The sequence below is a fragment of the Deinococcus hopiensis KR-140 genome, assembly GCF_900176165.1.
In the GTDB taxonomy this organism is placed as follows: Bacteria; Deinococcota; Deinococci; order Deinococcales; family Deinococcaceae; genus Deinococcus; species Deinococcus hopiensis.
In genome coordinates, this window is the sequence record NZ_FWWU01000005.1 from 142,006 (window position 1) to 168,511 (window position 26,506).

The 26,506-nt window shown below is 62.4% G+C and carries 24 protein-coding genes, 2 tRNA genes, 3 pseudogenes and 1 riboswitch; of the genes and pseudogenes, 11 read left to right on the forward strand and 18 right to left on the reverse strand.

The window, feature by feature from the left end; translation table 11 throughout:
- Positions 1-33: 33 nt before the first annotated feature.
- The 5 genes from ribH to B9A95_RS31635 all read right to left on the reverse strand — a co-directional run bounded on the left by ribH (position 34) and on the right by B9A95_RS31635 (position 3,922).
- On the reverse strand, positions 34-495 hold the full coding sequence (ribH, locus tag B9A95_RS05565; RefSeq protein WP_084045955.1) for a 6,7-dimethyl-8-ribityllumazine synthase: 462 nt from the start codon (positions 493-495) through the stop codon (positions 34-36).
- Positions 496-542: 47 nt separating this feature from the next.
- Complete coding sequence (locus B9A95_RS05570) at positions 543-1,730, reverse strand: bifunctional 3,4-dihydroxy-2-butanone-4-phosphate synthase/GTP cyclohydrolase II (RefSeq protein ID WP_084045956.1); 1,188 nt, start codon at positions 1,728-1,730, stop codon at positions 543-545.
- Positions 1,727-2,398, reverse strand: a complete 672-nt coding sequence (locus tag B9A95_RS05575; protein WP_084045957.1) for a riboflavin synthase — start codon at positions 2,396-2,398, stop codon at positions 1,727-1,729. The genes B9A95_RS05570 and B9A95_RS05575 overlap by 4 nt, the downstream gene beginning before the upstream one ends.
- Positions 2,399-2,408: 10 nt before the next feature.
- Positions 2,409-3,518, reverse strand: coding sequence for a bifunctional diaminohydroxyphosphoribosylaminopyrimidine deaminase/5-amino-6-(5-phosphoribosylamino)uracil reductase RibD (gene ribD, locus B9A95_RS05580; protein ID WP_084045958.1), 1,110 nt, complete (start codon positions 3,516-3,518; stop codon positions 2,409-2,411).
- 32 nt (positions 3,519-3,550) lie between these two features.
- Positions 3,551-3,719, reverse strand: a riboswitch (FMN riboswitch).
- A gap of 17 nt (positions 3,720-3,736) precedes the next feature.
- Complete coding sequence (locus B9A95_RS31635) at positions 3,737-3,922, reverse strand: hypothetical protein (protein ID WP_170928441.1); 186 nt, start codon at positions 3,920-3,922, stop codon at positions 3,737-3,739.
- Positions 3,923-4,219: 297 nt separating this feature from the next.
- Between B9A95_RS31635 and B9A95_RS05590 the strand changes: the two genes are divergently transcribed.
- Positions 4,220-5,755 carry a sensor domain-containing diguanylate cyclase gene (locus B9A95_RS05590; protein ID WP_084046182.1) on the forward strand — a complete coding sequence of 512 codons (1,536 nt, stop codon included), beginning with the start codon at positions 4,220-4,222 and terminating at the stop codon, positions 5,753-5,755.
- A 420-nt stretch (positions 5,756-6,175) separates the two neighbouring features.
- Positions 6,176-6,898: a hypothetical protein gene (locus B9A95_RS05595; RefSeq protein WP_139806494.1), complete on the forward strand. Its 723-nt coding sequence runs from the start codon at positions 6,176-6,178 to the stop codon at positions 6,896-6,898.
- Between the two features lie 518 nt (positions 6,899-7,416).
- Here the strand turns inward: B9A95_RS05595 and B9A95_RS05600 are convergent.
- On the reverse strand, positions 7,417-8,676 hold the full coding sequence (locus B9A95_RS05600; RefSeq protein ID WP_084045961.1) for a hypothetical protein: 1,260 nt from the start codon (positions 8,674-8,676) through the stop codon (positions 7,417-7,419).
- Positions 8,673-9,296: an RNA ligase family protein gene (locus B9A95_RS05605; protein WP_084045962.1), complete on the reverse strand. Its 624-nt coding sequence runs from the start codon at positions 9,294-9,296 to the stop codon at positions 8,673-8,675. The genes B9A95_RS05600 and B9A95_RS05605 overlap by 4 nt, the downstream gene beginning before the upstream one ends.
- 616 nt (positions 9,297-9,912) lie before the next feature.
- On the opposite strand from B9A95_RS05605, the gene B9A95_RS05610 reads away from it, so the two are divergent.
- Positions 9,913-11,238: a DUF7666 domain-containing protein gene (locus B9A95_RS05610; protein ID WP_139806495.1), complete on the forward strand. Its 1,326-nt coding sequence runs from the start codon at positions 9,913-9,915 to the stop codon at positions 11,236-11,238.
- Positions 11,239-12,189: 951 nt separating this feature from the next.
- On the opposite strand, the gene B9A95_RS05615 is transcribed toward B9A95_RS05610, so the two are convergent.
- Both B9A95_RS05615 and B9A95_RS05620 read right to left on the reverse strand, forming a co-directional pair.
- Positions 12,190-13,320, reverse strand: coding sequence for a winged helix DNA-binding domain-containing protein (locus tag B9A95_RS05615; RefSeq protein ID WP_084045964.1), 1,131 nt, complete (start codon positions 13,318-13,320; stop codon positions 12,190-12,192).
- A 386-nt stretch (positions 13,321-13,706) separates the two neighbouring features.
- Positions 13,707-14,120, reverse strand: coding sequence for a winged helix-turn-helix transcriptional regulator (locus B9A95_RS05620; protein ID WP_245808152.1), 414 nt, complete (start codon positions 14,118-14,120; stop codon positions 13,707-13,709).
- Between the two features lie 89 nt (positions 14,121-14,209).
- On the opposite strand from B9A95_RS05620, the gene B9A95_RS05625 reads away from it, so the two are divergent.
- The gene (locus B9A95_RS05625) at positions 14,210-14,974 is read left to right on the forward strand and encodes an SDR family oxidoreductase (RefSeq protein ID WP_084045966.1); all 765 of its coding nucleotides are present in this window, start codon (positions 14,210-14,212) and stop codon (positions 14,972-14,974) included.
- Positions 14,975-14,976: 2 nt separating this feature from the next.
- Here the strand turns inward: B9A95_RS05625 and B9A95_RS36780 are convergent.
- Positions 14,977-15,100 (reverse strand): annotated as a pseudogene (locus B9A95_RS36780) (IS4 family transposase); the annotation flags it as partial.
- A 748-nt stretch (positions 15,101-15,848) separates the two neighbouring features.
- Positions 15,849-16,298, reverse strand: a complete 450-nt coding sequence (locus B9A95_RS05635) for a MarR family winged helix-turn-helix transcriptional regulator (protein WP_084045968.1) — start codon at positions 16,296-16,298, stop codon at positions 15,849-15,851.
- Positions 16,299-16,358: 60 nt separating this feature from the next.
- Between B9A95_RS05635 and B9A95_RS05640 the strand changes: the two genes are divergently transcribed.
- Positions 16,359-17,519, forward strand: coding sequence for an FAD-dependent oxidoreductase (locus tag B9A95_RS05640; RefSeq protein ID WP_084045969.1), 1,161 nt, complete (start codon positions 16,359-16,361; stop codon positions 17,517-17,519).
- A gap of 225 nt (positions 17,520-17,744) precedes the next feature.
- Here the strand turns inward: B9A95_RS05640 and B9A95_RS05645 are convergent, their stop codons facing one another.
- The 4 genes from B9A95_RS05645 to B9A95_RS05660 all read right to left on the reverse strand — a co-directional run bounded on the left by B9A95_RS05645 (position 17,745) and on the right by B9A95_RS05660 (position 20,412).
- Positions 17,745-18,737 carry a leucine-rich repeat domain-containing protein gene (locus tag B9A95_RS05645; protein ID WP_170928442.1) on the reverse strand — a complete coding sequence of 331 codons (993 nt, stop codon included), beginning with the start codon at positions 18,735-18,737 and terminating at the stop codon, positions 17,745-17,747.
- A 122-nt stretch (positions 18,738-18,859) separates the two neighbouring features.
- Positions 18,860-20,128 carry an SDR family NAD(P)-dependent oxidoreductase gene (locus B9A95_RS05650; RefSeq protein ID WP_084045971.1) on the reverse strand — a complete coding sequence of 423 codons (1,269 nt, stop codon included), beginning with the start codon at positions 20,126-20,128 and terminating at the stop codon, positions 18,860-18,862.
- A 56-nt stretch (positions 20,129-20,184) separates the two neighbouring features.
- Positions 20,185-20,257: transfer RNA gene (locus B9A95_RS05655), tRNA-Asp, on the reverse strand.
- 83 nt (positions 20,258-20,340) lie between these two features.
- Positions 20,341-20,412 (reverse strand) — tRNA-Asp (locus B9A95_RS05660).
- A 101-nt stretch (positions 20,413-20,513) separates the two neighbouring features.
- Between B9A95_RS05660 and B9A95_RS33280 the strand changes: the two genes are divergently transcribed.
- The 4 genes and pseudogenes from B9A95_RS33280 to B9A95_RS05675 all read left to right on the forward strand — a co-directional run.
- Positions 20,514-20,666, forward strand: a complete 153-nt coding sequence (locus B9A95_RS33280) for a hypothetical protein (RefSeq protein WP_170928443.1) — start codon at positions 20,514-20,516, stop codon at positions 20,664-20,666.
- 62 nt (positions 20,667-20,728) lie between these two features.
- Positions 20,729-20,854 (forward strand): hypothetical protein, encoded by a 126-nt coding sequence (locus B9A95_RS36785; RefSeq protein ID WP_170928444.1) that lies wholly within the window; start codon positions 20,729-20,731, stop codon positions 20,852-20,854.
- Positions 20,855-20,913: 59 nt separating this feature from the next.
- Positions 20,914-21,183, forward strand: a pseudogene (locus tag B9A95_RS05670) (zinc-binding dehydrogenase); the annotation flags it as partial.
- Between the two features lie 284 nt (positions 21,184-21,467).
- A pseudogene (locus tag B9A95_RS05675) lies at positions 21,468-21,668 on the forward strand (DUF1398 family protein); the annotation flags it as partial.
- Between the two features lie 627 nt (positions 21,669-22,295).
- Here B9A95_RS05675 and B9A95_RS05680 read toward each other — a convergent pair.
- Positions 22,296-22,856 carry a GAF domain-containing protein gene (locus tag B9A95_RS05680; protein WP_084045975.1) on the reverse strand — a complete coding sequence of 187 codons (561 nt, stop codon included), beginning with the start codon at positions 22,854-22,856 and terminating at the stop codon, positions 22,296-22,298.
- A 1,128-nt stretch (positions 22,857-23,984) separates the two neighbouring features.
- On the opposite strand from B9A95_RS05680, the gene B9A95_RS05690 reads away from it, so the two are divergent.
- Positions 23,985-24,503, forward strand: coding sequence for a hypothetical protein (locus B9A95_RS05690; protein ID WP_139806496.1), 519 nt, complete (start codon positions 23,985-23,987; stop codon positions 24,501-24,503).
- Between the two features lie 269 nt (positions 24,504-24,772).
- Here the strand turns inward: B9A95_RS05690 and B9A95_RS05695 are convergent, their stop codons facing one another.
- Both B9A95_RS05695 and B9A95_RS05700 read right to left on the reverse strand, forming a co-directional pair.
- Entirely contained in the window at positions 24,773-25,339 is a 567-nt protein-coding gene (locus B9A95_RS05695; protein ID WP_084045978.1) for a type 1 glutamine amidotransferase domain-containing protein, read from the reverse strand.
- Between the two features lie 167 nt (positions 25,340-25,506).
- Positions 25,507-25,773 carry a hypothetical protein gene (locus B9A95_RS05700; RefSeq protein WP_084045979.1) on the reverse strand — a complete coding sequence of 89 codons (267 nt, stop codon included), beginning with the start codon at positions 25,771-25,773 and terminating at the stop codon, positions 25,507-25,509.
- A 21-nt stretch (positions 25,774-25,794) separates the two neighbouring features.
- Here B9A95_RS05700 and B9A95_RS05705 point away from each other — a divergent pair, with 21 nt between their 5' ends.
- Positions 25,795-25,953 (forward strand): hypothetical protein, encoded by a 159-nt coding sequence (locus B9A95_RS05705; protein ID WP_342744565.1) that lies wholly within the window; start codon positions 25,795-25,797, stop codon positions 25,951-25,953.
- The last annotated feature ends 553 nt before the right edge of the window (positions 25,954-26,506 follow it).

Genomic DNA, 26,506 nt, shown 5'->3' on the forward strand with positions numbered 1-26,506 from the left:
GAACCACCCTGGGGCGTGCAGGGCACTGTTCCGTCACAGCTTCTTGAGCAGGTTGGCCGTCTCGACCACGGCCAGTACAGCTTCCGCTCCTTTATTGCCCGCCTTGGTTCCCGCGCGCTCGATGGCCTGCTCGAGGGTGTCAGTCGTGAGTACCCCGAAGGCGACGGGCACGCCCGTTTCCAGGCTCACGCGCGCCATGCCGGAGGCTGCATTCCCCGCCACGAAATCGTAATGGTCGGTCGAGCCCTTGATGACCGCGCCCAGGCAGACCACCGCGTCGTAACGGCCACTCTCCGCGAGCTTCTTGGCGACCAAAGGCACCTCGAAGGCACCGGGAACCGTCACCAGGGTCAAGTTCTCGCTTGTCCCTCCATGCTGTACGAAGGCCGTCTCGGCTCCTTCGACCAGGCGGTCCACGATAAAGTGATTCCACCGCGTGTTGACGATGGCAATCCTGAGGTCAGTGGCCATCAGGTGCGCTTCAATGCGTTGCATAGGTTTCTCCTGCGGCGGGGCCGCTTGCCGGCCCCGCCGTCTCCCGCTCAGGTGAGGTGACCGAGTTTGCTGTGTTTGGTGGCGAGGTAGTGCGCGTTGTGGTGGCTGTGTCCGGCGTGGAGGGGGACACGCCCGACCACTTTGAGACCGAAGCCGCCGAGACTGTGGAGCTTGCGGGGGTTGTTGGTCAGGACCCGCAACTGGCGGGCACCCAGCAGGTGCAGCATCTGCGCGCCTATCCCAAAGTCACGGGCGTCTGCGGGGAAGCCGAGCTGTACGTTGGCTTCTACCGTATCCGCGCCCCCGTCCTGCAGGGCGTACGCGCGAATCTTGTTCAGCAGGCCAATGCCGCGCCCTTCCTGCCGCAGGTAGATCAGGATGCCGCGGCCTTCCTCCGCGATCGCCCGCATGGCCGCGTCGCGTTGCGGGCCGCAGTCGCAGCGCAGGGAGTGAAATCCGTCTCCCGTGAGGCATTCGGAGTGAACGCGCACCAGCAGTGGATCCTCCGTGACGTTCCCCATGACGAGCGCGACGTGCTCTGCACCCGAGACGCTGTCCTCGAAGCCCACGATGCGGAAGTCGCCGTGCTCGGTGGGCAGATCCGCTTCGGCGACCCGCACCATGAAGGGGTCGTGCTGCATGCGGTAGGCGATCAGGTCCTCGATGGAACCCACCAGCAACCCGTGGGTGTTTCCAAAAGTCAGCAGATCCGGCAGGCGACTCATCTCGCCGTCGTCTCCCATGATCTCGCAGATCACTCCAGCCGGCGCAAATCCCGCGAGTCTGGCGAGGTCGCACGCGGCCTCGGTGTGTCCAGCGCGGCGCAACACCCCACCGGGCCGCGCCACAAGCGGGAAGATGTGACCAGGACGCCGGAAGTCGCTGGCTTGAGCGGCGGGGTCAATCAAAGCGGCGATGGTGGCTGACCGGTCATACGCACTGATGCCCGTGGAGTTGCTGACGTGATCCACGCTCACGGTAAAGGCGGTGGCGTTGGGATCGGTGCTGCGCCCCACCATCGGCGCCAGATCGAGTTCCTGGGCACGTTCGGGGGTCAGGGTCACGCAGATCAGGCCACGCCCTTCTCGCGCCATGAAGTTGATCCACCCGGGCGTGGCTGTGGCGGCGGGCATCAGGAGATCTCCCTCGTTTTCGCGTCCTTCGTCGTCCACCAGGATCACGGGCCGCCCCGCGCGGAGCGCGGCGAGCAGCTCCGAAACGGGAGAGAGGCTCACTGGATCACCTCCTGCGGGCGCGGCTCGGGAGCAGTGCGCGGCGCTCCCGAGCCGCGCATCAAGATCAACCGTTCGACGTACTTGGCCATCTGATCGGCTTCGAGGTTGATCCGAGTGCCAACTTGCCAGGTGTGCAGGGTCGTGACTTCCAGCGTGTGCGGAACCAGCCAGAGCGTAAATTCGTCAGGAGCCAGGTCGGGCCGGCTGCCACCCGGGCCGCCCACATCCACCACAGTGAGGCTCACCCCATCGGCCGTCACACTGCCCTTGGGCACGAGGAACTTGGCGAGATGCTGAGGTGCGCGTACCCGCATGGTGTACGCCCCGGGTTCCTCCCGGACCTCGAGCACCTCAGCCACGCCGTCGACATGCCCGCTGACCACATGACCTCCAAAGCGGGACGAGGCCGACATGGCCCGTTCCAGATTCACGGCCGACCCCTGGGTCCAGCGCGGGGCGGTCTTGGCGAGCGTCTCGCGCGACAGGTCCACGGTGAAGCTCTCCCTGTCCCAGCCTGTCACCGTCAGGCAGGTGCCGCTCACCGCGACGCTCTCCCCAGGGTCGAGGTCGGGCCACAGGCGCTCCGGGGTGATGCTCAGGGTCAAATGGCCGTTTTGTTCCACGGCGCGCGTCACGCGGCCGGTCTGTTCAATGATGCCTGTAAACATTCCTGCTCCTTCAAGCGAATTGAGCGGTCGCCGGCAGCGCTTCCAGCTCCGGAACCGCATGCAGGTACCCTTGGATCAACACGTCCTGACCCACCGGCGTGACGTTCACGTCCGTCAGGTCGCGCGCCTGACCCATCGTTGTGGGGTGAGGCGCAGCGAGCGAACTTTGCCCCAGGCCCAGCAGCTTGGGCGCCACGAAGACGCGGACTTCGTCAATCAGGTCTGCAGCCAGGAACGCACCAGCCAGGGTGGCACCACCCTCGAGCAGCAGGGTGGTGATGCCGAGCGCTCCCAGGCCGGTCATGGCGCCAGGCAGGTCATGGGCGCGCACGATGTGCACACCTGCCGCCTCCAGATGGCTGGTCTCCGTCTCCGGCGCGGTGACGAGGACCGCGCCGGGACGCACCGCCCGAGCGGCGAGCGGCGTGCGGCCCCGGCGATCAAAGATGACGGGCCTCGGATCCCGCCCGCCAGGCACCTCCCGCGCCGTGAGCAGGGGGTCGTCGGTGATCAGCGTTCCGCTTCCCACCGCGATGGCGTCCAGGTGGTCCCGCCACCCGTGAACGAGTGCCCGGGCCGCCTCACCGCTGACCCAGCGGCTGTCGCCGGAGACGGCCGCGGTCCGCCCATCGAGGGTCATGGCGTACTTGTAGACCACCCAGGGCTGCCCCCGAACGGTGAGGCTGCGAAACCCTGCCTGCTGCTTGACCGCTTCGTCCGTCATGACGCCCAACGTGACCGGAATGCCAGCGGCGCGCAGGCGCTCTGCGCCGCGGCCACTGACCTGCGGGTTTGGGTCGAGCGCGGCGATGACCACCCGTGACACGCCCGCCGCGACCAGGGCACTTGCGCAAGGGGGGGTACGGCCAGAATGACTGCAAGGTTCGAGCGTGACGTACGCTGTGGCGCCCTTTGCACGATCGCCCGCTTGCCGTAGGGCGAACACCTCCGCGTGAGGTTGACCCGCCTGCGGATGAAAGCCTTCGCCGACCACCTGCTCGCCCTGCACGATCACGCATCCAACCGGGGGATTGGGCGCAGTGCGGCCCAGCCCGTGCGCGGCAAGCCCGAGGGCCCGGTGCATAAACACTTCGTCTGGGGGGTAAATACCAGTATGCATGTGAAACGCCAATTCGCGGGGTGCGAATTGACTTCCTCCTTCTCTCATCCGGACTGTGACCGTCGGCTCTGGAATTTCACCAGGTCGGGCCAGGCCTGCACTGCATCTAGGCGCGGCTTCGCGGGCTGACACGCGGGCCTTGTGGGTGGCCGGAGCGTGATCACCGCCGGTGGGGAATTTCGCCCCGCCCCGAAGGATGGCTTGCGCCAGAGTCGACTTTAACAAATAAAGCAGGAGGGTGTGCCGCATGTTTGACCACCGGCCTGGAACAGCCCGCAAGTTTCTTTGTGGGCCCGAGCAGGGCACGCCGCGCGCAGGACAGTCACGGGCACCGCCGACTCCTCACGGAAGCGCTCCACAACACCGAAGCCGTCGAGCTTCAGCATCATGAGGTCCAGCAGCACGATGTCTGGCCGAGTGTGCCGCGGTAAAGAGCGCGATCTGCCCATTGTCGACTGCCACCGTCCGGTACCCCGCGCCGCTCAGGTACGGATGCGCCCACCCTTATCACCCTTGCCCCAGGTCAAGGTGAGGCGAGGCCCACCCAGCTCCCAGGAAGACCGGTCCTGGCCGTCAAACCGGAGAGGCCGAACGGTGGCCCTGCCTGCTGGCAGCCACAGACCGGCCAGCGGTCTGTTCGGAAGCCGTCATAGGAGATGCCTGACAGAGCGTTCTGCCCAGCCGCTCCTATGCTGGAGGCAATGAGCAGCGCGCCCCTCCCCAGTGACGAGTACGCCCGACTGATGGACCTGGCCCACTACGAGGTGCTGGACACCCCGCGTGAGGAAGCCTTTGACCGCATCACCCGTCTCGCCGCCCGGCTGCTGAACACCCCCGTCGCCGTCATCAACTTCGTGGACCAGTTCCGCCAATGGGGCAAGTCGGCCACCGGCCTGGGCGACACCACCGCCCCCCGCACAGACTCCTTCTGCGCCTGGACCATCCTGCAAGACGTCCCGCTGGTCATCGAGGACACGGGGGCCGATTCCCGCTTCCGTCATAACCCGATGGTGACGGGCGCGCCCCACATCCACATGTACGCGGGCGCACCGCTCAAGACACCTGCCGGACACAACATCGGCACCCTCTGCGTCACGGATGACCGGCCGCACCCCTTGAGCGAGGAGGACCAGCGTGCCTTGCAGGACCTGGCCGATCTGGTGGTGAGCGAACTGGAATTACGCGCCCAGAACCTGCGCCTGAGCCGGGAACTGGAAGCCGAGACCCGCCGCCGTCAGGACATGCAGCACACGCTCGATCAGGCCCGGACGCTGGAAGGCGTCAGCAGCCTCATGGACCTGGACCTCGAACCGGAGGAGGTGACCCTGGCCGCTTCAGCGCTGCTGGGGGAGGCGCTCCCCGTTGACTATATGGGTCTGCTGTTGTTTGAGGAGGACGATCTGGAAATCAAAGTCGCCTACCTTCACCCGCGCCTCCCTCCTTCAGCGCTGGCTTTATCCGATCGGACGCAGGCGCCGCTCTGGCCTGCCAGTGTGACGCGCACCCTCCGTTCCATCACCGCACCCGTGTACCTGGACGACTACGCCACGCATCCGGGCGCGCTCCCCGCTTTCGTTGCGGGCGGCGTGAAGCAGATCGCGTGGTTGCCTCTGGGCCTGCGCGGAGGCGTGACCACCCTGCTTATGGCGGTCCGGCTGCAAGATCATCCAGTTGCGCAGTGGCGGGGCAGCGACCGCTCTCTGCTCGAAGCAGCCGGACGAAGCGTGCGCAGTTCGCTGGATCGCCACAGCGTCGTGCAAACCGCTCAGCAAGAAGCGCGGCGAGACGTCCTCACTGGCCTGCTCAATCGCCGTGCATTCGAGGAAGACCTCGCGCGGTGGGAGGGAGGGGTCAAGCGCTTTACGTTGGCCCTGATGGACCTCGACGGACTCAAGACGGTCAACGACCTGGAAGGCCACGAACAGGGCGACAAGATGCTGCGGGTGTTCGCCTCAGCGCTCGGCGCTGCATTGGGGAGTGGGGCTTCCGCCTACCGGTTAGGTGGAGACGAGTTCGTGGTGCTGGGAGAGCTCGAAGAAGAGACCCTGCTGGAGGCAGTGGATACGGCGGTGCTGGCTGGACAGCAGGTGGCGCAGCTCCGCGGAGCGAGTGTGGGCTTCGTGCAGGGCGGAGAAGCCCAGGGACAGGCTCTGGTCGCGTTGGCCGATAAGCGGATGTACGGGGTCAAACGTCGTCGCAAAGCCCTTCGCGCTGAACCCGAGGATGTGAGGCGGTGAAGGGGGATCACGAATGACGCTGCGAAGATGTACTGGGGCGTGGCCCTGCTCTATGCCGGGCGAACGGTCCGGGTGACTTCAGGCGCGCCGCTTCCGCAAGAGGAGCAGGGGTCCCGATCACCGAGGTTCTGGTGGATCGCGAGGCGGTGGAACTGGACGCCCCTGATGGCCCCGCTGCGCTGGGGCAGGTGAAACAGAGGATTGATGCGGGGCAACTTGAGCGGCGTCGGCTGAGCAGGGTGCAGGCGCATCGGCCCTGGTGGTGCGCGTCAGCAGGGTCCCGTGGGTTCGCTGCGGCCACGTTCTGCCGCGTGAGGCGGCGCAGCGGCTGCGCGGGGGGGGGGTCGTTCAGGGGCAGGAGACGCAAATTAGAGCGCAGCGTCATCCCCGAATCATCGGGTGGGGCGTAACCTCTTTCCCATGAACGCGGCGCTGCTTCCCACCCTGCTCCTCCTGACCGCCTCCACGCCTTCCTTGCCCAAGGTGACCTTCGACGCCCACCTCCTTGGGGTGACGGCCGCCGTCCGCAACGTGGAGGCGCAGAAACGGGAGGACGTGCCCGACTTCTTTCCTCCCCGGCACGTGCGGGTGACTCTGGGGCAGCCGGGAGACAATGCGCGTGAGCTGAATGTCTACCCCGTTGCGGGTCTGCTCGCGCAGTATCCGGGGCTACGCGAGGGCGTACGGACGGAAATCGGCAGCCTGAAGGCCCTGCTCGCGGAGCGGCCCGCACCCAAGGCAATTCGGGGAGAACTGCCCTTCCTGCCCCTGCCCTTTGCCGGGCAGGTGCTCAACGCCGCCGTGAAATACCTCGATTTCCCCGGTGGACGCGGTGTGCGCTACCTCGTCGCCTACAGCCAGGACGCGTCACCCCTGTCGCGCGAACGCGTCTTCTATACCTTTCAGGGTCTGACGAACGACGGTAAGCACTACGTCTCTCTTCAGTACCCCGTTTCCCTGAAGGAGTTGCCGACCGATCCCTTCGCGGGGCCGAACCGGGCGGTCATGGACGCGCTGAATTCCGGCGACACGACCATATGGAAGGTGTACGTCGCGCGCACCAAGGGGCAACTCGACGCGCTAACGGGCGACGCCCGACTGACGAAGATCGACGCTTTCGTCAAGTCGCTGCGGCTGCGCTGACCTCGGTCAACCACCGCAACATCAAGCCGTCGCCATGAAGGGGAGGGAGGCAGTCGCCGAGTTGGTCGGGATTCACGCCTTTGCTCCTTGCACTCAAATTGGACCGTACGGGGAACGTGACGTGCCACCGGTCCAGACGGCTTGAGCGTTCACCTCAGAAACCCCCGTGGACGCCCCAGGGCCCTGACTGGAACGGACGATCGGGGTCGCCGCAGCACGCTTGCCCACACGGGCACAGCGCGCGCCGCCTCACGGCTTTCCGTGAATTGCACGGCATGTCCACCCTGCCTCATCCCGAGCTGTCCTCAGTCCGTCCAGAAGGAGAAAATCCACGTCACTCCTTCAAGGGTCTGGGCTGTCCCGCCCGCCAGGGCGGCGGACTGAGGCAAATGAATGGACACCGAAGCTTTTTATTCGTTCAAAGACATATCGGATATTTTCCTCGTGTGACGGTCACGCCGACCGCCAGGCTGAAGTTGCGGCATACCCCGGAGCAGAAGGGGGAACCAGAACGCCGCTCATGCGCCGCCCTCCAGGCGCCAGGGTGATTCTGAGCGTGCGCAGGATTTGGGGAAGACCGGCGTCAGAACAGGGTGCATGGGGTGTGCGGACCACTGCCAGCAGGCGGCCACGGCCGCTCCTGGCGGCGGGGAGCTCTGACGGGGCCACAGGTGCACGGGCCAGTCCGGGTGCCCCCGGGCACCCGTCGGCACGTGCAGGGCAGTCAACTCCCGGTGATGGTGGCCGGCGCGGCACAGCACGGCCTGTCCAGCGCCCGGCTGCATGGTCTGCGTGCGCCAGTTGCTTTCGATATGGCTGGTGCGCGCGCCTGAGGTGCCAGGCGGGTTGCCCATCAGCTTCACGGCCTTCTCAAGCTCCCCGGTCTCCAGGTCTGGCGCCAGGCGCTGCAACTGGGCGCGCAGTTCTTCCGGCGTGGGAGGAGAGATCCGCAGGCCGCCCCGGCGCCAGTCAAGCAGGTGCGCGGCCGTCCAGTCGGCTGCGGCCGCGGCCGGAGTGGGCAGGCTGGCGGTGAGGGGCCCCAGGGCCCTCCAGGCGGCGGCGAGAGGCCACAGCCCTTCAGGGAGGTGCAGCAGGTCGAGGCGAAGGGCCGTAATCTGGCCGCGCCCCTCGGCGCGGTTGAACGGCAGGTGGGCCGCCCGCGACCAGAGTTCCTGGGCGCTCCTGGAGCGTAGGGGCGTAACCTGCTGGGCGCTTCGCCAGCGTGTATCACGAACAGTGAGCCGGTCCACGACCATCAGCGCCAGCACCGCGGCGAGGTCGGCCTCGTCAGGGCTCTGAACCCCCAGTCGGCCGACCAGCCGCTTTTGAGCCGCGTCGTCGGTGTTGGCGATCACGGCGCGCACGGTCCCGACCCGCTCGTGAAGCGGCAGCAGGTCTTCCGGAGTGTTCAGGTGCTCGAGGATGATCAGCGCTTCTCCAGGTTGAAAGTGGGGCGGCGCGGCGAGCGCCAGCAGGGACCAGCCCGGGTGCTCGCCTTCGAGCAGGACCGTGTCTTCCAGAGAGGGGAGCCCGCGGAGATCTCTGAACTCGACGCGCGCCGGAAGGCCGCTGCTGCCGCGGCCGTGGTTCCACCTTTCCAGAATGGCCCAGGCCGCCTGCGAAAGGGTGGTTGCCGTCTGCAGCAATCGCTCGGCGCAGGTCCGGCCCGCCACGCCCAGTTGGCACGCAGCGTTCCGCGTGAGCGGCACCCCGCGCCCCAGGGGCAGTCCGAGCTCGTGTTGGTGCAGACCACCGCTGGGGCGCGCCTGCGCCGTCATTGCCGCCGCAGGCCGTTGGGGACCACGGCCTGGTGCATCCAGTGCTGGTCGGTCTGCACGTGCCCGGGGCGCACCCATTTGGCGAGGTGCTGGTCAAAGTCGGCGAACGCAAAGCCGCTTGTGGTGCGCACCACGTAGCCTTCCATGACGTCTGGATCCACCTGGATGGCGCGAATGGCGGCTGGGTCCCAGGGACCGCGGTAGAGCACCTGGGGGGTCGGAACGCCGAGTTCCTCAGCCCACATCACGGTCTCGTCCCAGGAGAGCGCCGCGTTGCGTTCATTCCAGACGCTGAACAGGTAGAAGTACGATTCGAGGTCGTTGTAGGCAATCGAGTGCTGCGCGTACATGTTCTCCCCGCACACGCGCCAGCCTTCGGGGATAAGGTAGCCCACCCGCCCGGCGAGGGCTTTGACCCAGTCGCGCGAGGGGTGGGGGCGCGGGTCAAGCGAGCGCGGATGGCTGCCGAGGCGGTCAATCGTGCAATTCTCACCATCGAGCTTTTCCAGGACCACGACCTCCTGGCCACGGAAATGCGCCATGTCGGTGAGGCTCACGTCGCCGCTCGTAACGCCCGGCGACCAGGGCAGATGGGGCGTGGAAGGGTACTTGTAGCGCATACAGGGCCTCCTCAGGGGGCAAAAGGGGGAGGCTTCTGGGCCTCAGGGCTTCGGTGCGCTGGCCTGCCGGGTCTGACCAGGGCTGGGGCGCACGGCCCCACGTGGCAGGATCAGTCAGGAGCTGGGCGACATCTGGCGCTGTCCCCGGGCAAAGTCGTGGGTGAAATGGGCATGGCAGGCCTCCTGAAGGCAGTCTGGGAAGGAGTCTAGAGCGGTGAGCGTGCCCCAGGAAATGCGCGTCTCGGCCTACCTGCAGCAGGCTGGGTGGCTGTGGTAGGCGCGCCCAGGCGCGTGGCACGTTGCAAGCATGGACCTCGCACGCCTTCTCAGCGACGCTCAGTCGCGCCCCGCGCGAAGCGTTTGGCTCCCTGACCTGGAAAGCCGGTCGCTCAACTGCTGGGACTGGGGACGTCAGAGGACGTCGGGCTCCTGGTTCCCCTGCGCTCGCGCTCTGGGAAGCTGACCGGCCTCAAGGGCCGGCACCGCGGCGCCGTGAAGCGCAAGTACTTCGAGCTGCCCGCGGACAACGGCAATCCCCCCTGGTACCCGCCGAATTTCGGTGACTTCGAGCCCCGCGACCCTCTGGACCCGGTCGCGTACGGCGCATGATGACGTTATGGCTCCAGCACCTGTCAGCGCGGCTTCCCACATCCGAACTCAGGGTGAGCTCGACGTCGCCTTGAGGGACACGACCGTCACGCGAATCGTCGTCGAGGGTGATCCGGGCCTCCCCTTACGCTTGGGCCGCGCTCCGTGGCGACCGGTGAGCATTGAGGTCCGTGGCGAAAGCAACGTCATCGTGGAGGGCTGGGGCGACCTCGCCGTCTCCCTCCACGATGCCAGCCAGGCCGTGGCGAAGCGAACGAGCCGCGTGTCCGCCTACGGGGAGAGCCGGGTGGACGCCCGGGACCGCAGCCGCATCACCGCGCAGGATCGGAGTACGGTCACAGCGCGCGACGACAGCCACGTGACAGCGCGTGACGACAGCCGCGTGACGGCGCGTGATCACGCGCGGGTGCTTGCCACGGGGAAGAGCGTGGTCAACGCCTATGACAGCAGCGATGTGGAGGCCTCCGGTCACAGCCAGGTCGCAGCTCACCAACAGACCCAGGTGAGGAGCAGCGGTCACAGCTTCATTCGGGTCACCGATCAAAGTCAGGTCAAAGCCACGGGGTTCAGTGGCGTGCTCGCGTGCGGAGAGAGCGTGGTCGTCACGTGGGCCGCTCCGGGGCCGGTTCCTCTCCAGGCACAGCGCGCGTCCAGCGGCGTGCGGACCAGCGTGATCGCGCAGGAACACAGCACTGTCCTCGCCTTGGACACCAGCCACATCGTGGCGGAGGATCACAGCCGGGTACACGCCTGGGACCGGGTGACCGTCCTGGCCCGGGGGCACAGCCACGTCCATGCCGGGGGACACAGCCTCGTGGAAGCCCAGGGCAACTGCAGAGTGACGGCGCGGCAGTTGTCAAGGGTCCACCTGTCCGATGAGGCCTTTGTGGACGCCACTGCACTGGTCTTCCTCCAGGGGCCAGGCCCAGAGGTGCAGGCAAGTGAGAGGACCGCGCTTCCAATCCCCATCCTGACTGATGTGACCGCCTGGGCTGATTTTCATGGGCTGGCCCTTGCCCTGGACCGCACCTTGATCGTCTACAAAGCGGTGGACGGGGACTTCTGCAGCAGCCGTGGATTCCGCTACGCTCCTGGCACGGCGGTGAACGCGGAGCGCTGGAACAACCGGCCGGCCCTGGAGGACGGGTTGCATTTCGCGCCCACACCGCACGACGCCCACATGCATATGGATGGAGCGAAACGGTATCTCGCCTGCCGGGTTCGGCTGGAGGAGTCGGTCGTGTTGGGCGGGAGTTGCCCCACACGCTCTACACTGAAAAGCCGCCGATGTAGCGTGCTGTACGAAGTCAATTTACTGGGCCACCGCGTTTAGAGCGAACCGCTCACAACCTGGGCATCAACGCCTCACTGCTGCGAAAGCGGGTGAGCGCCGAGCAGGAGAAGGGGGAGCCGGTGTACCGGGCGCGAGGCCGGTCAAGGTTCTGACTGCACGGACCATGCCGTTCGGTCCGACCCTGGGCAGGGCGGCATCGGGCTTGCGCCAGCCATGACCTGGCAACCAGACGCGGGTGTCGCGCGGCAGGCTGAGGGGATTGAACACGGGAGCAAGCTGGACGAGCAGCAGGCTGTCCGTGTTGCCGCGAAAGTTTTCGGGCGCACGGCCCCTGGCGCACGGTGGTCAGGCGCGACACCCGCAATGAGACGGTTGACCGCTTCGGTTGGTGGACGTGGCCTCAGTCCGAAGCGCTGGGCGTGAAGGGGAGTGGTCTGGCCTGCACCGGTGGCGGGTCGCGTCACTGCCCTCACGCCCGGGCACAGGGGAGTGACAGCAAGGAACACGGCGAGGGCGAACACCACAGAACGCTGGACGAGAAGGGGGAGGGGCACCTTCATCCTTTCAGCGGGCGTTGTTGCAGGACGCAGGGGAGAGACCTGTGAACCCAGTGGATCACGGCTGACGGCACGGCGCTGGTCCTGTGAATCGCCTGTTTTCTAAAGGCTTAGAGCATTTGTCCGAATTACGCTGTGAGGGGTGCCCTTTCCCTCACGGCTCCTTTCTCCTGTATCCTCCTTCAAGCTCGCTCACGCCGCTCGGTTAAGAAGAAGTCCTCTTTTTGACAAACGCTCTAAAGCCTATTCGAAGCCAGACTGCGGCCCTGATCACCAGAGCTGGCCTGATGCCCGCACCGCTTTGGATATGGAGCGGAGACGTCCTGTACGTTCGGCTTCTCCTTTTTCAGGCCTGTCAGCCTGCATACGACGTGGCGAGGGCTGGAAAACGTGGATGAACAGAACAGTCGGGAAGGCCGGCAGCCCGACCGATCTAGCCGGGGAGGCGTTTTACCTCAGCGCTGGGAAGGCTGGTCCACCAATGGGCATAGCGGCGGTAAACGTCCGGGTCACGCTTGGCCAGAAACGCCACGAGCGCTTCTGCCTCCGAGGCCAATCCTGCCCACGTGGCCTCGGACAACGGATGGAACGCCGTGGCTTCGATCCCTCCGCTGACCGGACGCCACACGCCCGCCACGTACCCATCCACCAGCAGGGTGGGGAGAACATCACCGTTCTGCCGGATGACCAAACGCCGGTAGGCTGGGGGGATGATGCGGCTGCGGTCCTGGTAAGCCAGCAGGGTGCTGTCCCACATGGGGAGCAGTCTTGGTGAGGCGGGCGTGTCCTCATCCGGCAACCACCCGTCAGGCAAATCATACAACTCCGACCCATCCGGCCCCTGGCGCTTGCGCAGCTCATCCCCCAGCAGGTCCAGGGCCTTCCGAACCACCGTCCGGGTAAGCCGGGTGAACTGCGCGACGTCCTGAACAGAGGCTGGGCCGAACGCTTCCAGATAACGCCGCACCAGATGCTGTACGGCCTCAGCGTAACGTTCAGCCTGAAGCGTCGGGCGAGCCGTGACGAATGAGGGCCGGAAACCAAACGACCAGGGCCAGGCGGTCGGGGCATGCCATAAGGGGGCAAAAGTCCGCAGGGCCCACCACACCCCAGGATGTTGGAACCCCAAGTGGGCCGCGAGCATTCCCTCAATCTCCACTTTTGTGCGGGGTTGGGCCGTGAATTCCACCAGGTGAGGCAGAAGGGCGTCGAGGTCGGCGGTGGTCAGGCCGCTCTCGGTGAAGCGTGGGTCTCCCAGGCGTGAGGCACGCAGGCTCGCCAACATGGCCCCGTGCACTGCCGGGTAGTCGTCGGCGTGCACCACGTGCAAGGTGATGCGCATCAGTGACGCTTTCACCACCGCCGACGCAGCAAAGCTGGCATCCAGATCCGCTGCCTGGAAGTGGGCCAGGCGGTTCCACAGCGCCACGTAGGGTGAGGCCGCCTCCTGTGCCTGTAGAGCCATAACGCGGTAAACGCCTTCCGTCACTTCCAGCGCTTCACGCTGCAAGAGAAGCTGTCGTCCAAGCGTGGCACGGTTGAGTTGCTTCGCGGAGAGAATCATGTGGAGACCGCACCCTCACTTCCACCATATTGAAAGCCGGACAAAATTCATAGGGACCAAGAAGCTTGTCTATGAGGGGTTTTTCCCATGTCTGTTGCAGCGGTTGGCGCGTGGTCTGCCAGGTGAGGTCTGCAGCGCACAAGCGCTGTACGCCCAGCAAGATGGTCTTCTTCCCCGGTGGTCGATTTTTATGGGGGATAGCGCCTCCCAGATGAGCGAGCATCCGGCATCCTTTGCTTTCACCGTGACGGGGACTGGGGAAACCCCTTCCTCGAATTCCCAGCTCTCTACACCCTGCGCGAACGCGCCCGCCGTGCGGCAAGGGGCATGGCGAGGTCGACCTGGACGTGAGCTCCTTCCGTGACGTTCCGCGGAAATCCACAGGTTTATCTCGCCTGGTAGGCTTGCCGCGCCAGCCTGATTCTCTCGCGGTGTTGCGCAGCCCACACCCATACCCCGCAGAACGCTTCTCCCAGACTCAGCCCCATATCCGTCAGCTCGTATTCGACGTGCGGTGGGATCACGGGATATACGGTACGCACCACCAGGCCGTCCGCTTCCATCTGGCGAAGCGTCTTGGTCAACATCTTCTGGCTGACGCCATCCATGAGCTCTCTCACCCGGGTAAATCGGAGGGGGCCGTGCTCACCGAGGACATCCAGTGCCAGCATGGTCCACTTGTCGGCAACTCGCCCAATGATTTCTTGAACCAGATCTTCCAGTTCAGCGTCGCTCTGCGAGGCAGGTGAGGTCTGAACGTAGGGTGTGGGTTCTTGAAGCTCTGAAATCTCGCTGCTCACCTTACTCTCCTTCAGGTACCTATAGCTCCTTTGGGTGCCTACTTCCCATTGGTTTGTGTCAAGCATACACTCACTCGCAGGAGGGAACCATGAAATTAACGCAAAAAACCATCCTGATCACGGGAGGGAGCAGTGGTATCGGCCTGGAGTTGGCGAGGCAACTTCAGGCCCGTGGGAATACCATCATCATCACGGGCCGAGATCAGCACAAGCTCGATGCTGCCCAACGGGAACTTCCAGGCTTACACATGATTCGCAGCGACGTGAGTGAGCCCAACTCCATCACAGCGCTCCATGCCCACGTGACCGCCCAGTTTCCAGCACTCGACACCCTGATCAACAATGCCGGGATCATGCGCAACTTGAATCTGCACGACGACCACGGCCTGATCGAAGTGACCCGGGAGGTTGAGGTCAATCTGATGGGGCCTGTACGCATGATCCAGCAATTTTTGCCGCACTTGAAAACTCGCCCCGAAGCGCTCATCGTCAACGTTTCCTCCGGACTGGCGTTCGTGCCCTATCCCATCTCACCTATCTACTCGGCCACAAAAGCAGCTCTTCATTCCTATACACAGTCGCTGCGCATCCAGCTCGAGGGTACGGGCGTACGGGTGGTCGAACTTGCGCCCCCCGCGACAGAGACGCCACTGTTGCGAGGTGAGTTCGACAGGGAGATGCAAGGGCAAAGGGTCATGGACGTGAAGGTGTTGGTCAAGCAGACCTTGGCTGGGATTGAAGGAGGCAGGGTAGATATCCGTCCGGGGTTGAGCAACGTAATGAGCGCGATGGGCCGTATTGCTCCTGGATTTATGCTGCGACAACTGGCGAACTCCACGAGACCCAAAAATTGAATGTACCTCGTCTGATCAAGAATCAGATCGAGTTCGCTCTCCGGGAGGAAGGACACGGCAAAGCGTGCAAACAGAGCCTCGGGAAATGAAAATTGCATGTTCTCCTTGAAGACGCTGGTACCGTGTAAATCATCCAGATGGCAATGTGCCGCGGTGACTCGCGGCGCAGTAGGACGCGACAGGGAACGGGCATTCATGGGTATGGACAGACAGGACGTCCCTGGAGACGGAAGCCCCGGTTGCGCGTGATGGAATTACTCGTCGATGAATCTTAGCCAGGCCAATGCCGGCTTCCTGATCCCAAGGCTGGCAGGTGGCTTGATCGTGGCATTGCTCGTCATCGTCTTCACTCATAACATGCCTCTGCCCTGGAAAGTCATCTACCGGGATTTTAGGAGTTTAATGCCTTTAAAAAAATTTTGGCCTAAAAATGACCTCGACAACCTTAAATCGTGCAGGATTGTTCTATGTCAGTCAAGTGAAGGCATTAGATATTACAGGCTCCTGGAGTATAGCAAGAAAATTTTGAATGACGGAAACCAAAATTTTTACTGAGAATGTACCAAATGATCTACTTCAGTCCAGAAATATAGGAAGGATTGCGCAGCACATAAGATTAGAGGCAACTACTTGCCACGAGGGCGGCCCTCGTGGTAAGTAGGGATCATCCGGAAATAGGTCACTGTTTTAGCTGGGAGTCGTGCGGCACGCTAAAAAGGTGCGACTGACAGATAAGCAATGGTCCATCCTCTAGTTACAAAGCATCTTGCTTTTACCACTACTTCTTGGTGGACCAGGATTGATTCTCTATGGATTTAAGCCCTTAATCTCCCACTCACTTCTGGCTTGATCACCCTTATAGCTCTGCTCACGATCAATGCACGGACTGGTTTGCGTCCAAGCTGAGTTGCTGAGCGACCTGATTGAGCACGCTGAGTTGCTCGGGGGTGAGTTTTGAAATGAAGTAGCGGTGTACGGCCTCGTCGTGGACGGGTTGGCCTTGCCGTTGCAGTGCGCGTCCTTGCTCGGTGGTGGTGACCAGGACGCCCTTGTTGGGGGCGGGTTGGCGCTCGAGCAGGCCCCGTTCCTCCATACGGGTGAGCAGATGCGAGAGACGGCTTTTATGCCAGCCGGTCATTTCGCTGAGTTCGCTTTGACGTAAGGTGCCTTTGCCAATGTCTTGCAGGCGAGTGAGGACGCCGTACTCGGCACCGCTGAGGGTGGTGGCCTGGGTGAGGTCGCGGTGAACAAGGGTGCTGATTTCGTCGCCCATTTTGCGGAAGGCACGCCAGGTGCGGAGTTGTTCGGGGGTGAGGGGGGTCATGGAAGGATGGTAGCGAAACAGAGGTTGACATATCAACCTCAGGTGCTTACTGTGGTTGTCATGACAACCAACCGTGACCACACCCCGAAGCGAATTGCCATCATCGGTGCCGGCCCTGGCGGCCTCGTCCTCGCCCGCATCCTGCAAAACCACGGCCTCAACCCCACCGTCTACGAGCAAGAACCCCACCCGCACCACCGCCCCCAGGGCGGCACCCTCGACCTCCACCCTGACAGCGGCCAGATCGCCATTCAAACTGCTCGCCTCGAAACCGAATTCCGCGCCCTCGCCCGTTACGAAGACCAGGACACCCGCCTCCTCGACCGACATGCCAATGTCCTCTTCGAGGAACATCCTCAGGACGGCGAAGGCCCTTGCCCCGAGATCGACCGCACCGACCTCCGAAACCTGCTCCTCGATGCTCTCAAGCCCAACACCGTCTGCTGGAACCACAAAGTGCAGCACATCCAACCCGTCGGGACTGGTCTCCACACCATTACCTTCGAAAACGGGCACCGTGAAACCTTCGATCTGGTCGTTGGTGCCGATGGGGCCTGGTCCCGCGTGCGCCCCTTGCTGTCCGGCGCCCAGCCGGAATACAGCGGCGTCACCTTCATCGAAATCGGGATCGATGACGCTGACCGGAAGCACCCGGATATCGCCAAGTTGGTCGGACACGGCAGCATGTTCGCTCTGGGAGACAACAAAGGCCTCATCGCCCAACGCAACGCCCACGCGCACATCCGCGTCTACGTCGCTCTCCGCGTTCCCTTCAACTGGTGCGAACAGGAACACCTCGATCCCAGTGACCCCATCAAAATGCGCGAACGTCTCCTCAAGGAATTCGGTGACTGGGACCCGCAGTTGCTGGCCCTGATCGAGCACTGCGAGGACTCCTTCGTCCTGCGCCGCATTAACGCGCTCCCCATTGGCCACCGCTGGGACTTTACGTCTGGGGTGACACTGCTTGGGGACGCCGCGCACCTGATGTCTCCTTTCGCGGGTCAGGGGGCGAACCTGGCCATGCTCGATGCGACGGACCTGGCGCTCGCTATCATTGAATCAAGCACACTTGAGGAAGCCCTGCAGCGGTACGAACCATTGATCCTGGCACGTGCCGAAGAAGCGGCATTACAGTCAGCGGGAGGGCTGAAAAACGCCATCAGCAGCGACGCGCCCACAGGCACCCTGCAGCACATGACCCAGCGAGCGAATAGCTGATACGGCGTCCGTGGGTCGTTGCCTTCGTGCGTGTTCTGTCTGTTCGGCGTGCATCCGTTGCGCATGCGAAAGCCGCTATGGAATGCCGTACAGGTTAAATGCGTGCTGGACAGACAAAAATCACCTGCCTTGGATCCGGCTGCATAATTTGACAACACGTGAATACCGGCCTATATTAGAGAAATCAAGGCGGCCTCCGGGTCGCCTTCTCCTTTTGGACCGATCTCAACGGTACACACTGCGGATGTCTGCCGCGTCCACATGCATGGGTGGCAGACGTTGCCCCTCCAGCCCCTGCTTTGCTCCTGTGATTCTCAAGATCAGCTGGGTCGGCACTCTTTCCAGAAGACGAGCAGAGTCCGTCATGCGGGGCAAGTTCAGGGCACGAAGCGGGCCCGGAGTCTGCAGGAGATGGAGAGCCGCGGCGGCGGTTCTGCTTCCCGCCTGGTTAGGAGACGCACCCAATGTGCGCGCACTCGGTGCGTCACCCAAATCCAACGAGACCAACCGCGGGTGCGAGGAAGTCGCCTCAAGCAGCAATGCGAGGCCATCATCCCCGATCCCACAACTCGCCAGGCCCAAAAATTCCAAGGTCATATTGCGCTTCAGAGCAGCGGCAATGCCCTGACCCCCCGCAGGACCCAGATGATTCACGCTCAAGTACAAGCCTTTTAAGCTTGGGTGATCTTCCAGCACCGCAACCAGCTCGGGCAGAATGCTGGAAGTCAACGCATTGCCACTCAGGTACAAATACTCTAAAGATCGATTACCGACCGCCAGCGCTTGCAGAATCGCTCGAGCGCCTTCGTCACCGATTGCGGTGTGCACCAGATCCAGGGTGCGTAGCGTGGACGTCTCTGTGAGGAGCTGGGCCAGGATCTGAGCGCCTTCTCGCCCAAGAGGGTTGCGCTTGAGCCACAGTGCTCTCACCTCAGGCTGCACCCGAATAGCGTCCGCCAGGGCCTGAGCTCCAGCTGCGCGGATAAGGTTACAGCCGAGGTACACCGTTCGAAGCGGCCGCACCTTGACCAGATCTGCGACGTGCGCTGCCCCTTCATCTCCAATGCCATTGGTCCCGAGCAACAAACTCTGTACGGCATTGTTGTTCCGCAACGCCTCCGTCACGGCTTGGCATCCCAGGACGCCCGCATCCTGCTTGCACAGGTCCAGCCGGCCATCTGCTCGCAGGGTGCCGCGCGGAAAGACCTCGTCGTCCACAACAGGGGTATTGGCCTGCAGACGCTCCAGAAGAGGGCCGAATGCCTGCAGGTCAGGAAGCGGGACCTCATGAACGGGACACTGAACTTGCGGAAGGACCTCTGACATGGGCGTTCCTCTCTTCACCAGGGGTAGGGGCGGTAGTCCTTCAGGAAAACACCGTAAAAAGGCGTCCTGGCCTGCGTCAGGCCTTCCACGATGGGATCATAGATGCGGGAAGCACCGTCGATGACGTCCAGAGGCGTCCGGAACCCCAGGCCTGCCATGGCCGCTGCCCTGGGGTACGGGTTCTCGTTGGTGACCCAGCCCGTGTCTACGCTGGTCATGTAAATTTCTTCCGCCGCCAGATCCGGACCACTGGTGCGCGTCAGCATGTTCAGGGCCGCTTTGGCCATGTTCGTGTGTGGATGCCGTTCCGTCTTGCTCCGACGCGTGAATTGCCCCTCCATCGCACTGACATTCACGATGAATCGGCGCGCGAACGGTGAGCGCCGGAGCAGTGGCAACAGACCTGTGCAGAGCGTGAACGGGGCAGAGGCGTTCACCAGCTGCACTTCCAACATCTCGCGCAACCCCACGTCCTCCAGGCGAGCACGCCAACTGTTTTCTGGGCGCAGATCGAGCTGTTGTCCATCTCCGTCCAGCTCTCCTGGAGGAAAGTACTTTGACAGCGCCTCAGCAGAGCCGCCCCCTTCCGCCATCAAGGAGGCAGGGCGGAGAATCTGAAGACCTGGGCCACCAGCGGTCAGTGCGTGTTGCTCGCCTTGCAACAGGTGGTCATAGAACTGGAGGGGTCTGGAGATGGTCTGCGCCGCATTGTTCAGCAGGAGATCGATATGGGGCTCTGTCCTCAGCAGGTACTGGATGAATTCCTGTACGCCATAAAGGTCTCGGAGATCGAGCCCATAGAAGGCCAAACGCCCGCTCCATTCCTGCACGTCCGGTTCCCGGGCGTACCGCCTTGCGGCGTCCTGGGGAAACCGTGTCGTCACAATGACCCGCGCACCATCACGGAGCAGCTTGAGGCAAGTGGCATACCCGATCTTGACGCGCCCGCCTGTGAGCACGGCCGTCCGTCCCGTGAGATCTACGCGGGCAAACCGCTTCCCAGCATTGAACTCTCCACACCCGGGGCACAAGGCAGGATTGGAGGGGTGGTGCAGGGCGTACCGTTCCTTACAGATATAGCAGCGGGGCAGGTGCTTCTCACGCTGTGCGGGTGGGATCTTCTGCTGTTCCTGCTGCCGGGCGTGCTTACGTCCCAACCGGTTGACACCAGCCACGAGCGTTCGGAATTCAGGTCGATCGTCCGCCAGGGTTGGATCGTGGAGGACGGCGCGTAAGACGCGCAGCGTGGTCTCCCACTCGGAGGCAGTCAGATCATCAGGCATAGGGGCTCTTGTCAAAGGAGGAGGAGCAGCAACGTTGTGGAGACGCCGCTGCTCCTCGCGTCTGGGACGGAATTGAACCGCCGACCTGAACCCTGATGAGGTACCGCTCTTCCACTGAGCTACCAGACCCCTCAAGCATACAGAAGTCAACGTGCAGCACGACTTAATGAGGAGCAGGAGGCCACCTTAGCGAGGTGATCACTGCTCCTCGTTCGTCTGGGACGGAATTGAACCGCCGACCTGAACCCTGATGAGGTACCGCTCTTCCACTGAGCTACCAGACCTCTGAAGAGTATCAGGAGCAGCGGCAGTTCAGCCTCAACGTCATTCGGCGGATGCTTGAGGGTGCCAAACCGACTTCCAGCCGGGCGATGACGTGTACGGCATGATCCGCTTTCCCGATGAAGGCCGCGCTTACGCCGAGTACGTGACGGGTCCGGCCACTCACCTGGCATATAAACCTGCGTCCCTCAGTCATGTGGAAGCGGCCACAACCACTCTGGCCCCTCTGACGGCCCTGCAGGTCTTCGAGAAGTGAACTTGCAGGCGGGCCAGACGGTCTTGATTCACGCTGGGTCAGGGGGTAGGGGGCATTTCGCCGTGCAGCTCGCCAAGGCTCGGGGCGCGAGGGTAACTGCCACAGCGTCTGAGAAGAACCGGAACTTCGTGCTGGGTTTGGGCGCTGATGAAATGATCGATTACCGGACGCGTCCCTTCGAGGAGTAGGTCTCGGGTGTGGACGCGGTGTTTGACACCATAGGTGACGACGCCTCACCCGCTCGTTCGGAGTGGTGAAGCCGGGCGGTTGGGTCGTGGGCATCGTGACCCGGTTGACGGACGAATTGAGCGAGCAGGCCAGGCAGGCGGGGGTCAAGGTCGCCTGGGTCTGGGTTGTACCCTCGCAGGCGCAACTGAATGAGATTTCGGCGCTTATCTCGGCGGACCACCTGAAGCCGCACGTTAGCCAGGCCTTTGCCCTCGAACAGGTGGCCGATGCGCACCATGCTCAGGAAACTGGGCGCACCGTAGGTAAGATTGTCCTGACGGTGACTTAAAGACCAGTACGACCCTTTCACATCTATGGATCTTATGTAACCACTCTGCACAAGATCAGATCTTGTGCAGAGTGGTTGCGAATCGAATCCATTTTCACCATGTTCAGCATAGAGCAGATTAATGATACTTATGCCCCTTTCAATAAAGCGGCAACATTCTTTGAGTATGTACGCGCACTTGGCTCTATTGATGTCAAAAAGTATGATTCGTACTTGACAGTCAGACGCTTAGAATATTTCGGCGAACACGATTATAAGGCCATCTCTCCTCTGCACACGAGAGTCTTCCAATATCCGATGTTTCCAATAAGGAGGAATTTCTGAACTGCTTGAAACTTTATGAGCAAGGCAAGATGACCTATATTGAAATGTCCAGAGGATTAGCAAAGATTGGCGTTGAAAAATGGATATTCGACACGGGCAAAATGACCATGATCTACCGCGATAAGACGGGCAGAGAGATTCTTGCTGAGCAGCTCGAATAAAGATTGCGACCACTTAGCACAAGAGCCACCCTCGTGGTGAGTAGTTACGGTCGTATAAAAGTGAGTTGCCTACAGCAAGCGTTTTTCCTAAAGCGTAATGGAGTTGGTCAATCCCTTCATAGCCTCCTGCGGTCGCAACCTCATTCCAGCAGACTCTGCGCGAATGCAACGCCAGCTAGGGCAACTCCTTTAATTTTGCGTGGTGGACATTTCAACGGGCGGCTCAAGCGGTACACGCACCCAATTATGTCCTCCCAGCATTCCATGTATTCCACCTGCTGTCCCCCATCATGCACGAACTGGTGGTTATGGCGCTGGACGCAGTGAATGAGACGAATGGTTTTCCCGTGGCTGTACACGACAACCACATTCCCATAATGCCTCTACTCCTTTGCCTTGAGTGACTTCGGGTGGGGGTACCACCTGGTCTGTACCCACGCTACGCCTCACCGAATAACAAGCGTGTCACCCGCGCTCCTTCACCTCTGCCCGGTACAGCGCCTCCAGGCCGGTCCCGCAAAAGCTCCCTCCCCGCCGCCAGCCAAAGCCAGGGCAGGGAGGGAGCCAAGTTTGGCGCAGATTATTGATGCTTGGACGTAGCGCAAGACAAAGCCGAACAGGGTGGACTTACGACAAGGCGTTTTGGCGGGCCGCTCGCCACTGCTCAAAGGTGAGACGCCGAAATGGCTGCGTGCAAGTGGGCTGCTGATATTCAAAAATACCCGCAGCGAAGTAAGCGCGGTAAGCCAGGTTCTCCGCTTGCCTCGCCGTCAGGGTCCGGGGACGTGTATCGAGAAGGCACAGGCTCCCGACCCGCAAGCCCTCGTGGAGAATCGGTGCTCCCGCGTAGAAACGCAGATGGGGCTCGCCTGTCACAAAGGGATTGTCCTGAAAGCGCGGATCCAACTGCGTATCAGGGATAACCAGCACTTCGTTCGATTGGATCGTGTGACGGCAGAACGAAACTTCAACAGGCACTGGTTCAGGGGTGACGCCCACGGCGGCTTTGAAGTATTGATGTGTTTTCCCGATGAGGGTCAGGAGTGCGATGGGAACTTCGTACTCCATCGCAGTGAACTGGGTGATGGCATCGAGGGAGATACCGTAATCTTTTTGAGCGTTCAAGCGCTCTGCAACGTGACTGCGGATCTCCTCAGCGTAAGCCTTAAACCGAGTTGTAGCCGTCATGCCTTTTTTTACGTGAGGACAGACGAAGCTCGCAGTAAAAAAAGTATCATTTCTTCCTGTCCCCCTTGGATGAACCTGCTGGAGCGCCTGCCCAGAGAGTCAGGAGCATGGAACGGAAGCATAGCGGGGTCCCTTCTCGATGGCGTACTTGAGTGTCCGCCGGCTTCAAGTCAGCTGCTACAGCCGAAGCCAGCGCAGGGAGGAGGCCAGAGTTTGGTGCCAGCGGATGCCGAATCCTGTCATACACGCGCTCGCAAGCGTGAAGGCCTGATGGGACTCCTTGGGGCCGTCCTGCATCTCCAGCATGAATGCGTACTTCGGGAGCGCGTCGGGAAGGGGTCTCGAAGAATGCTCGAGGGGTAAGGGATAGGGCTTTTTGCTCCTTGGTCCAGCTTGTTCATTTCCCCAAACCTTTTGAAGAGGAGTCAGAGCGATGGCCTCTCCCACCCCGTTCTCTCTGAGGTGGTGACCTCCCTCACCCCAGCCCTTCCAGAAAACGCATGACCTCCACCCACTAGCGATCTGCCGGGTCCGGTCCCGGGTCCAACATACAAGCACCCTCTGAGAGATCGGGCGGAATAGGGGGTAGGGTGGAGCTATCTCAGGCGTGACCTGCCCGAACTGTGAACGTCTTCAAGCGCGCATCCGCGAGTTGGAAGCGTAGTTTGGTCATCGGAGCCGCTATGAGGGAGAAGGGTCCACATCAGCGGCAGACTGAAGCCGTTCCATACGGCGGGCAGCAGGAGGATGTTGACGTCACGCTGTCCGAGGCAACTCCTCTGCACGTAGTGGAGCGGAGTCCCGTACGTTGACGTGTGCCTCTCTCGTTGCGGTCTGCGCTCCTCATACTCTTATGTCTGGCCTCCGCCGCTAACGCCACCGGCGTCCTCGGAACATCTAAACTTTTGGAAGACACCGACTTCTGCAAAACTTACCACTGCAGTGTCGAGGGCCGGGAAGACGCCGGGAAGGGGGTACACCCGCACCCACCTCTCCCTCCGGCCTTTAAGCAGCAATGCGGGCTACGACCGCTGGACCGTCTACGAGCTCACCCACCAAGGCCGCGTGGTCGGGGTGCGCCGGAAAGCACGCTTCCAAGACGATTTCTTCTTCGCTCCTGAGGCAAATATGATCACCGCCCTCAGCCGAACCGTACTTGGCGTCGTGCTCCCTGCGAATGCCACGCAGACCTCGGTCAACAGCGCCATGCGTGGGTCAATTGATCCTGCCAAAACCACCTACTTTGCCAGCTCATTGCTCGTGGAGGCATTCACGCGCGGCGTCGGGAACACTGGTCAATTCAACCTTATCTTGACCAATCAGGCCGAACGAACTGGGCTCCGAGCGATTGATCCTCCCAGAGTCACGTTCACCCCACAACAGAAGCAGGCCGTGATATCGAAGCTGACGACGACGCTGGCCGCGTTCTACCGAGCAGCACCAGATTGTCCGGCGGACGTGTTCCGCAGTAAGGGCGCCGTGGCTTTCCCTCTTGGGAACGGCATGTCTGAAGACCGCGTCCGTCAGGCAGTAGAGAGCTTGGGCTTCGTGTACATGTTGGGGACACACTGGAAGGAGAATTTTCCTGGCAACTTCCTTTACGTGGCGCTACATCCAAATGGACGGAAGGTTTGCGTCGGTTTCTAATGATCGTCATCCCCTGAGTTAGGGCGTTCCCGTACTCGCCGCTTATGCACCATGACCAGGGTTCCTACGAGTCCCCTCGCTTCATCCAGCGGGATCAGGACCTGCCTCGCCATCGGATGGACACACCTCTACGGGGACCGGAACGTTGTGTGCTCGTGCCCACCCATTGAGGAATACGCGGAGTTCGAGTTCAGCGATGAAAGCCCTTATAAAAGAGAGGCCACCTTATGAGGGAGGCCTCTCTTTTTATATGTTCAGGTACAAAACGCTCAGCGCTTGCTGCTGTGGTCCCCCTCAGCGAACTCCTCGATCATCTTGCGGTTGAAGGCCGGAATGTCGTCGGGCTTGCGGCTGGTCACCACGCCCCGGTCCGTCACCACTTCCTGATCCACCCACTCGGCCCCACTCAGCTTCAGTTCGTGCTGCAAGCTGGGCCAGCTCGTGAGCTTCAGGCCCTGGCTGATGCCGCTCTCGCTGAGCAGCCACGGGGCGTGACAGATGGCCGCGATGGGTTTGCCGCCGTCGTAAAAGGCCCGGACAAGCTGCACCGCACCGGGGTCCATCCGCAGGGTATCGGGGTTCACCGCACCGCCGGGCAGGAGCAGGGCGTCATAGTCGCTGGCCTGCACCTCCTGCACTGTCCGGTCGACCTGCACGGTCCCACCCTTGTCGATGTGGTTCATCCCCTGAATCTGGCCAGGCTTGAGGCTGACCACTTCCGTGATCGCCCCCGCAGCGTGAAGGGCCTGACGTGGTTCCAGAAGTTCCACCTGCTCGAAGCCGTCCGAGGCCAGAATTGCCACCCTCTTGCCCTGAAGCTGTTGTCCCTGTGTCATACGCTCAGGCTCCTGCACCCAGATGGCCTGAGGGTGATGGGGAAGCCAAAGGAGATTCACCTTGCTGGTGGAAGTCACCAAGGAAGTCGAGATCGCTCGTGCGCGGCGCCGGCCAGGAGGCGCGCCACCAGTTCCCGGATCTCGGCGTTCCGCTCCTCATTGCGTCGTCAGTACTCACGCAGGTTCGTCCACTGGCCGTACGGGATCTCGCGGTTCAGCAGGAACCCGAGTGCGTTGGTCAGGTCACACGCCGCCTCGAACGTTCCCTGCCAGTCTCCTGCCACCCTGGCCTCGCGCACGCACGTGAGGCAATCGTCCGACTTCGCGTCACTACCAAACGGCCGCACGAGTTCCGCCAGGCGCCCGGTGAAGTGCACCACGAAACGGCGGCCCTGCGCCGTCCAACCCGGCATCTGTTCCTGCACGGCCTTCATTGGCTCGGGGTACCCTCTCCCATGCGCCCCGCTGACCTGACCTCTGTGGAGATCGCTGATCAACTGCACGCCGCATACCAGGAGGACCGTCGTCTCGCTCCTGCTGGGCCGGACGAGGAAGAACGGTTGGCCCTTGCGGATTACCTCGGCGGCCACAAGGAGGCCAGGGCGGAAGCGTAGGAAGCCTGGCAGACCCTGTTAGAGCTGGAAGGGCATGACGTGGGTGACGCCGAATACTGGCTCGACGAGGAGTTCGTCGAACCCTGCCTAAGGCATGTAGTCCAAGGGTTGCTCAGCGCCAAAGGACTTGATCGTTGTGGAGTTCAGCCCAATGCAGACAGCTGTCTGCACTGACAGCGATGGCGTCATCCACGTGTTGACGGGCCCACCTGGGGACCCAGCACAGCAGCCCAGTCCCCCCTTCATAAGTAAAACGGGGTGGCACCGTCGTGATCCAGGTGTCCCAGGGGGGCATGTCGTCAAAGTTGAAATATCCCTGACTCGCGACCCGTGCTGTCCCGTCCCATGTGGAGGAAGCAGGCTCGACAATCATAAAAGCCCCAGAACGCCGCAGTTCGCCCTCTACGGTGAGGTCAGGGTGATGCACGGCTCCCTGAGCGGTGATGTTGATGCGTCTGCGCGCTTCCTCAAAAGCTGCCATGACCGTAGGAAGCTGGTGTGTAAGATCAGGAGGATGCCCATCTATAAGGCCTGTGAAGGGCTTTAAAGCCGC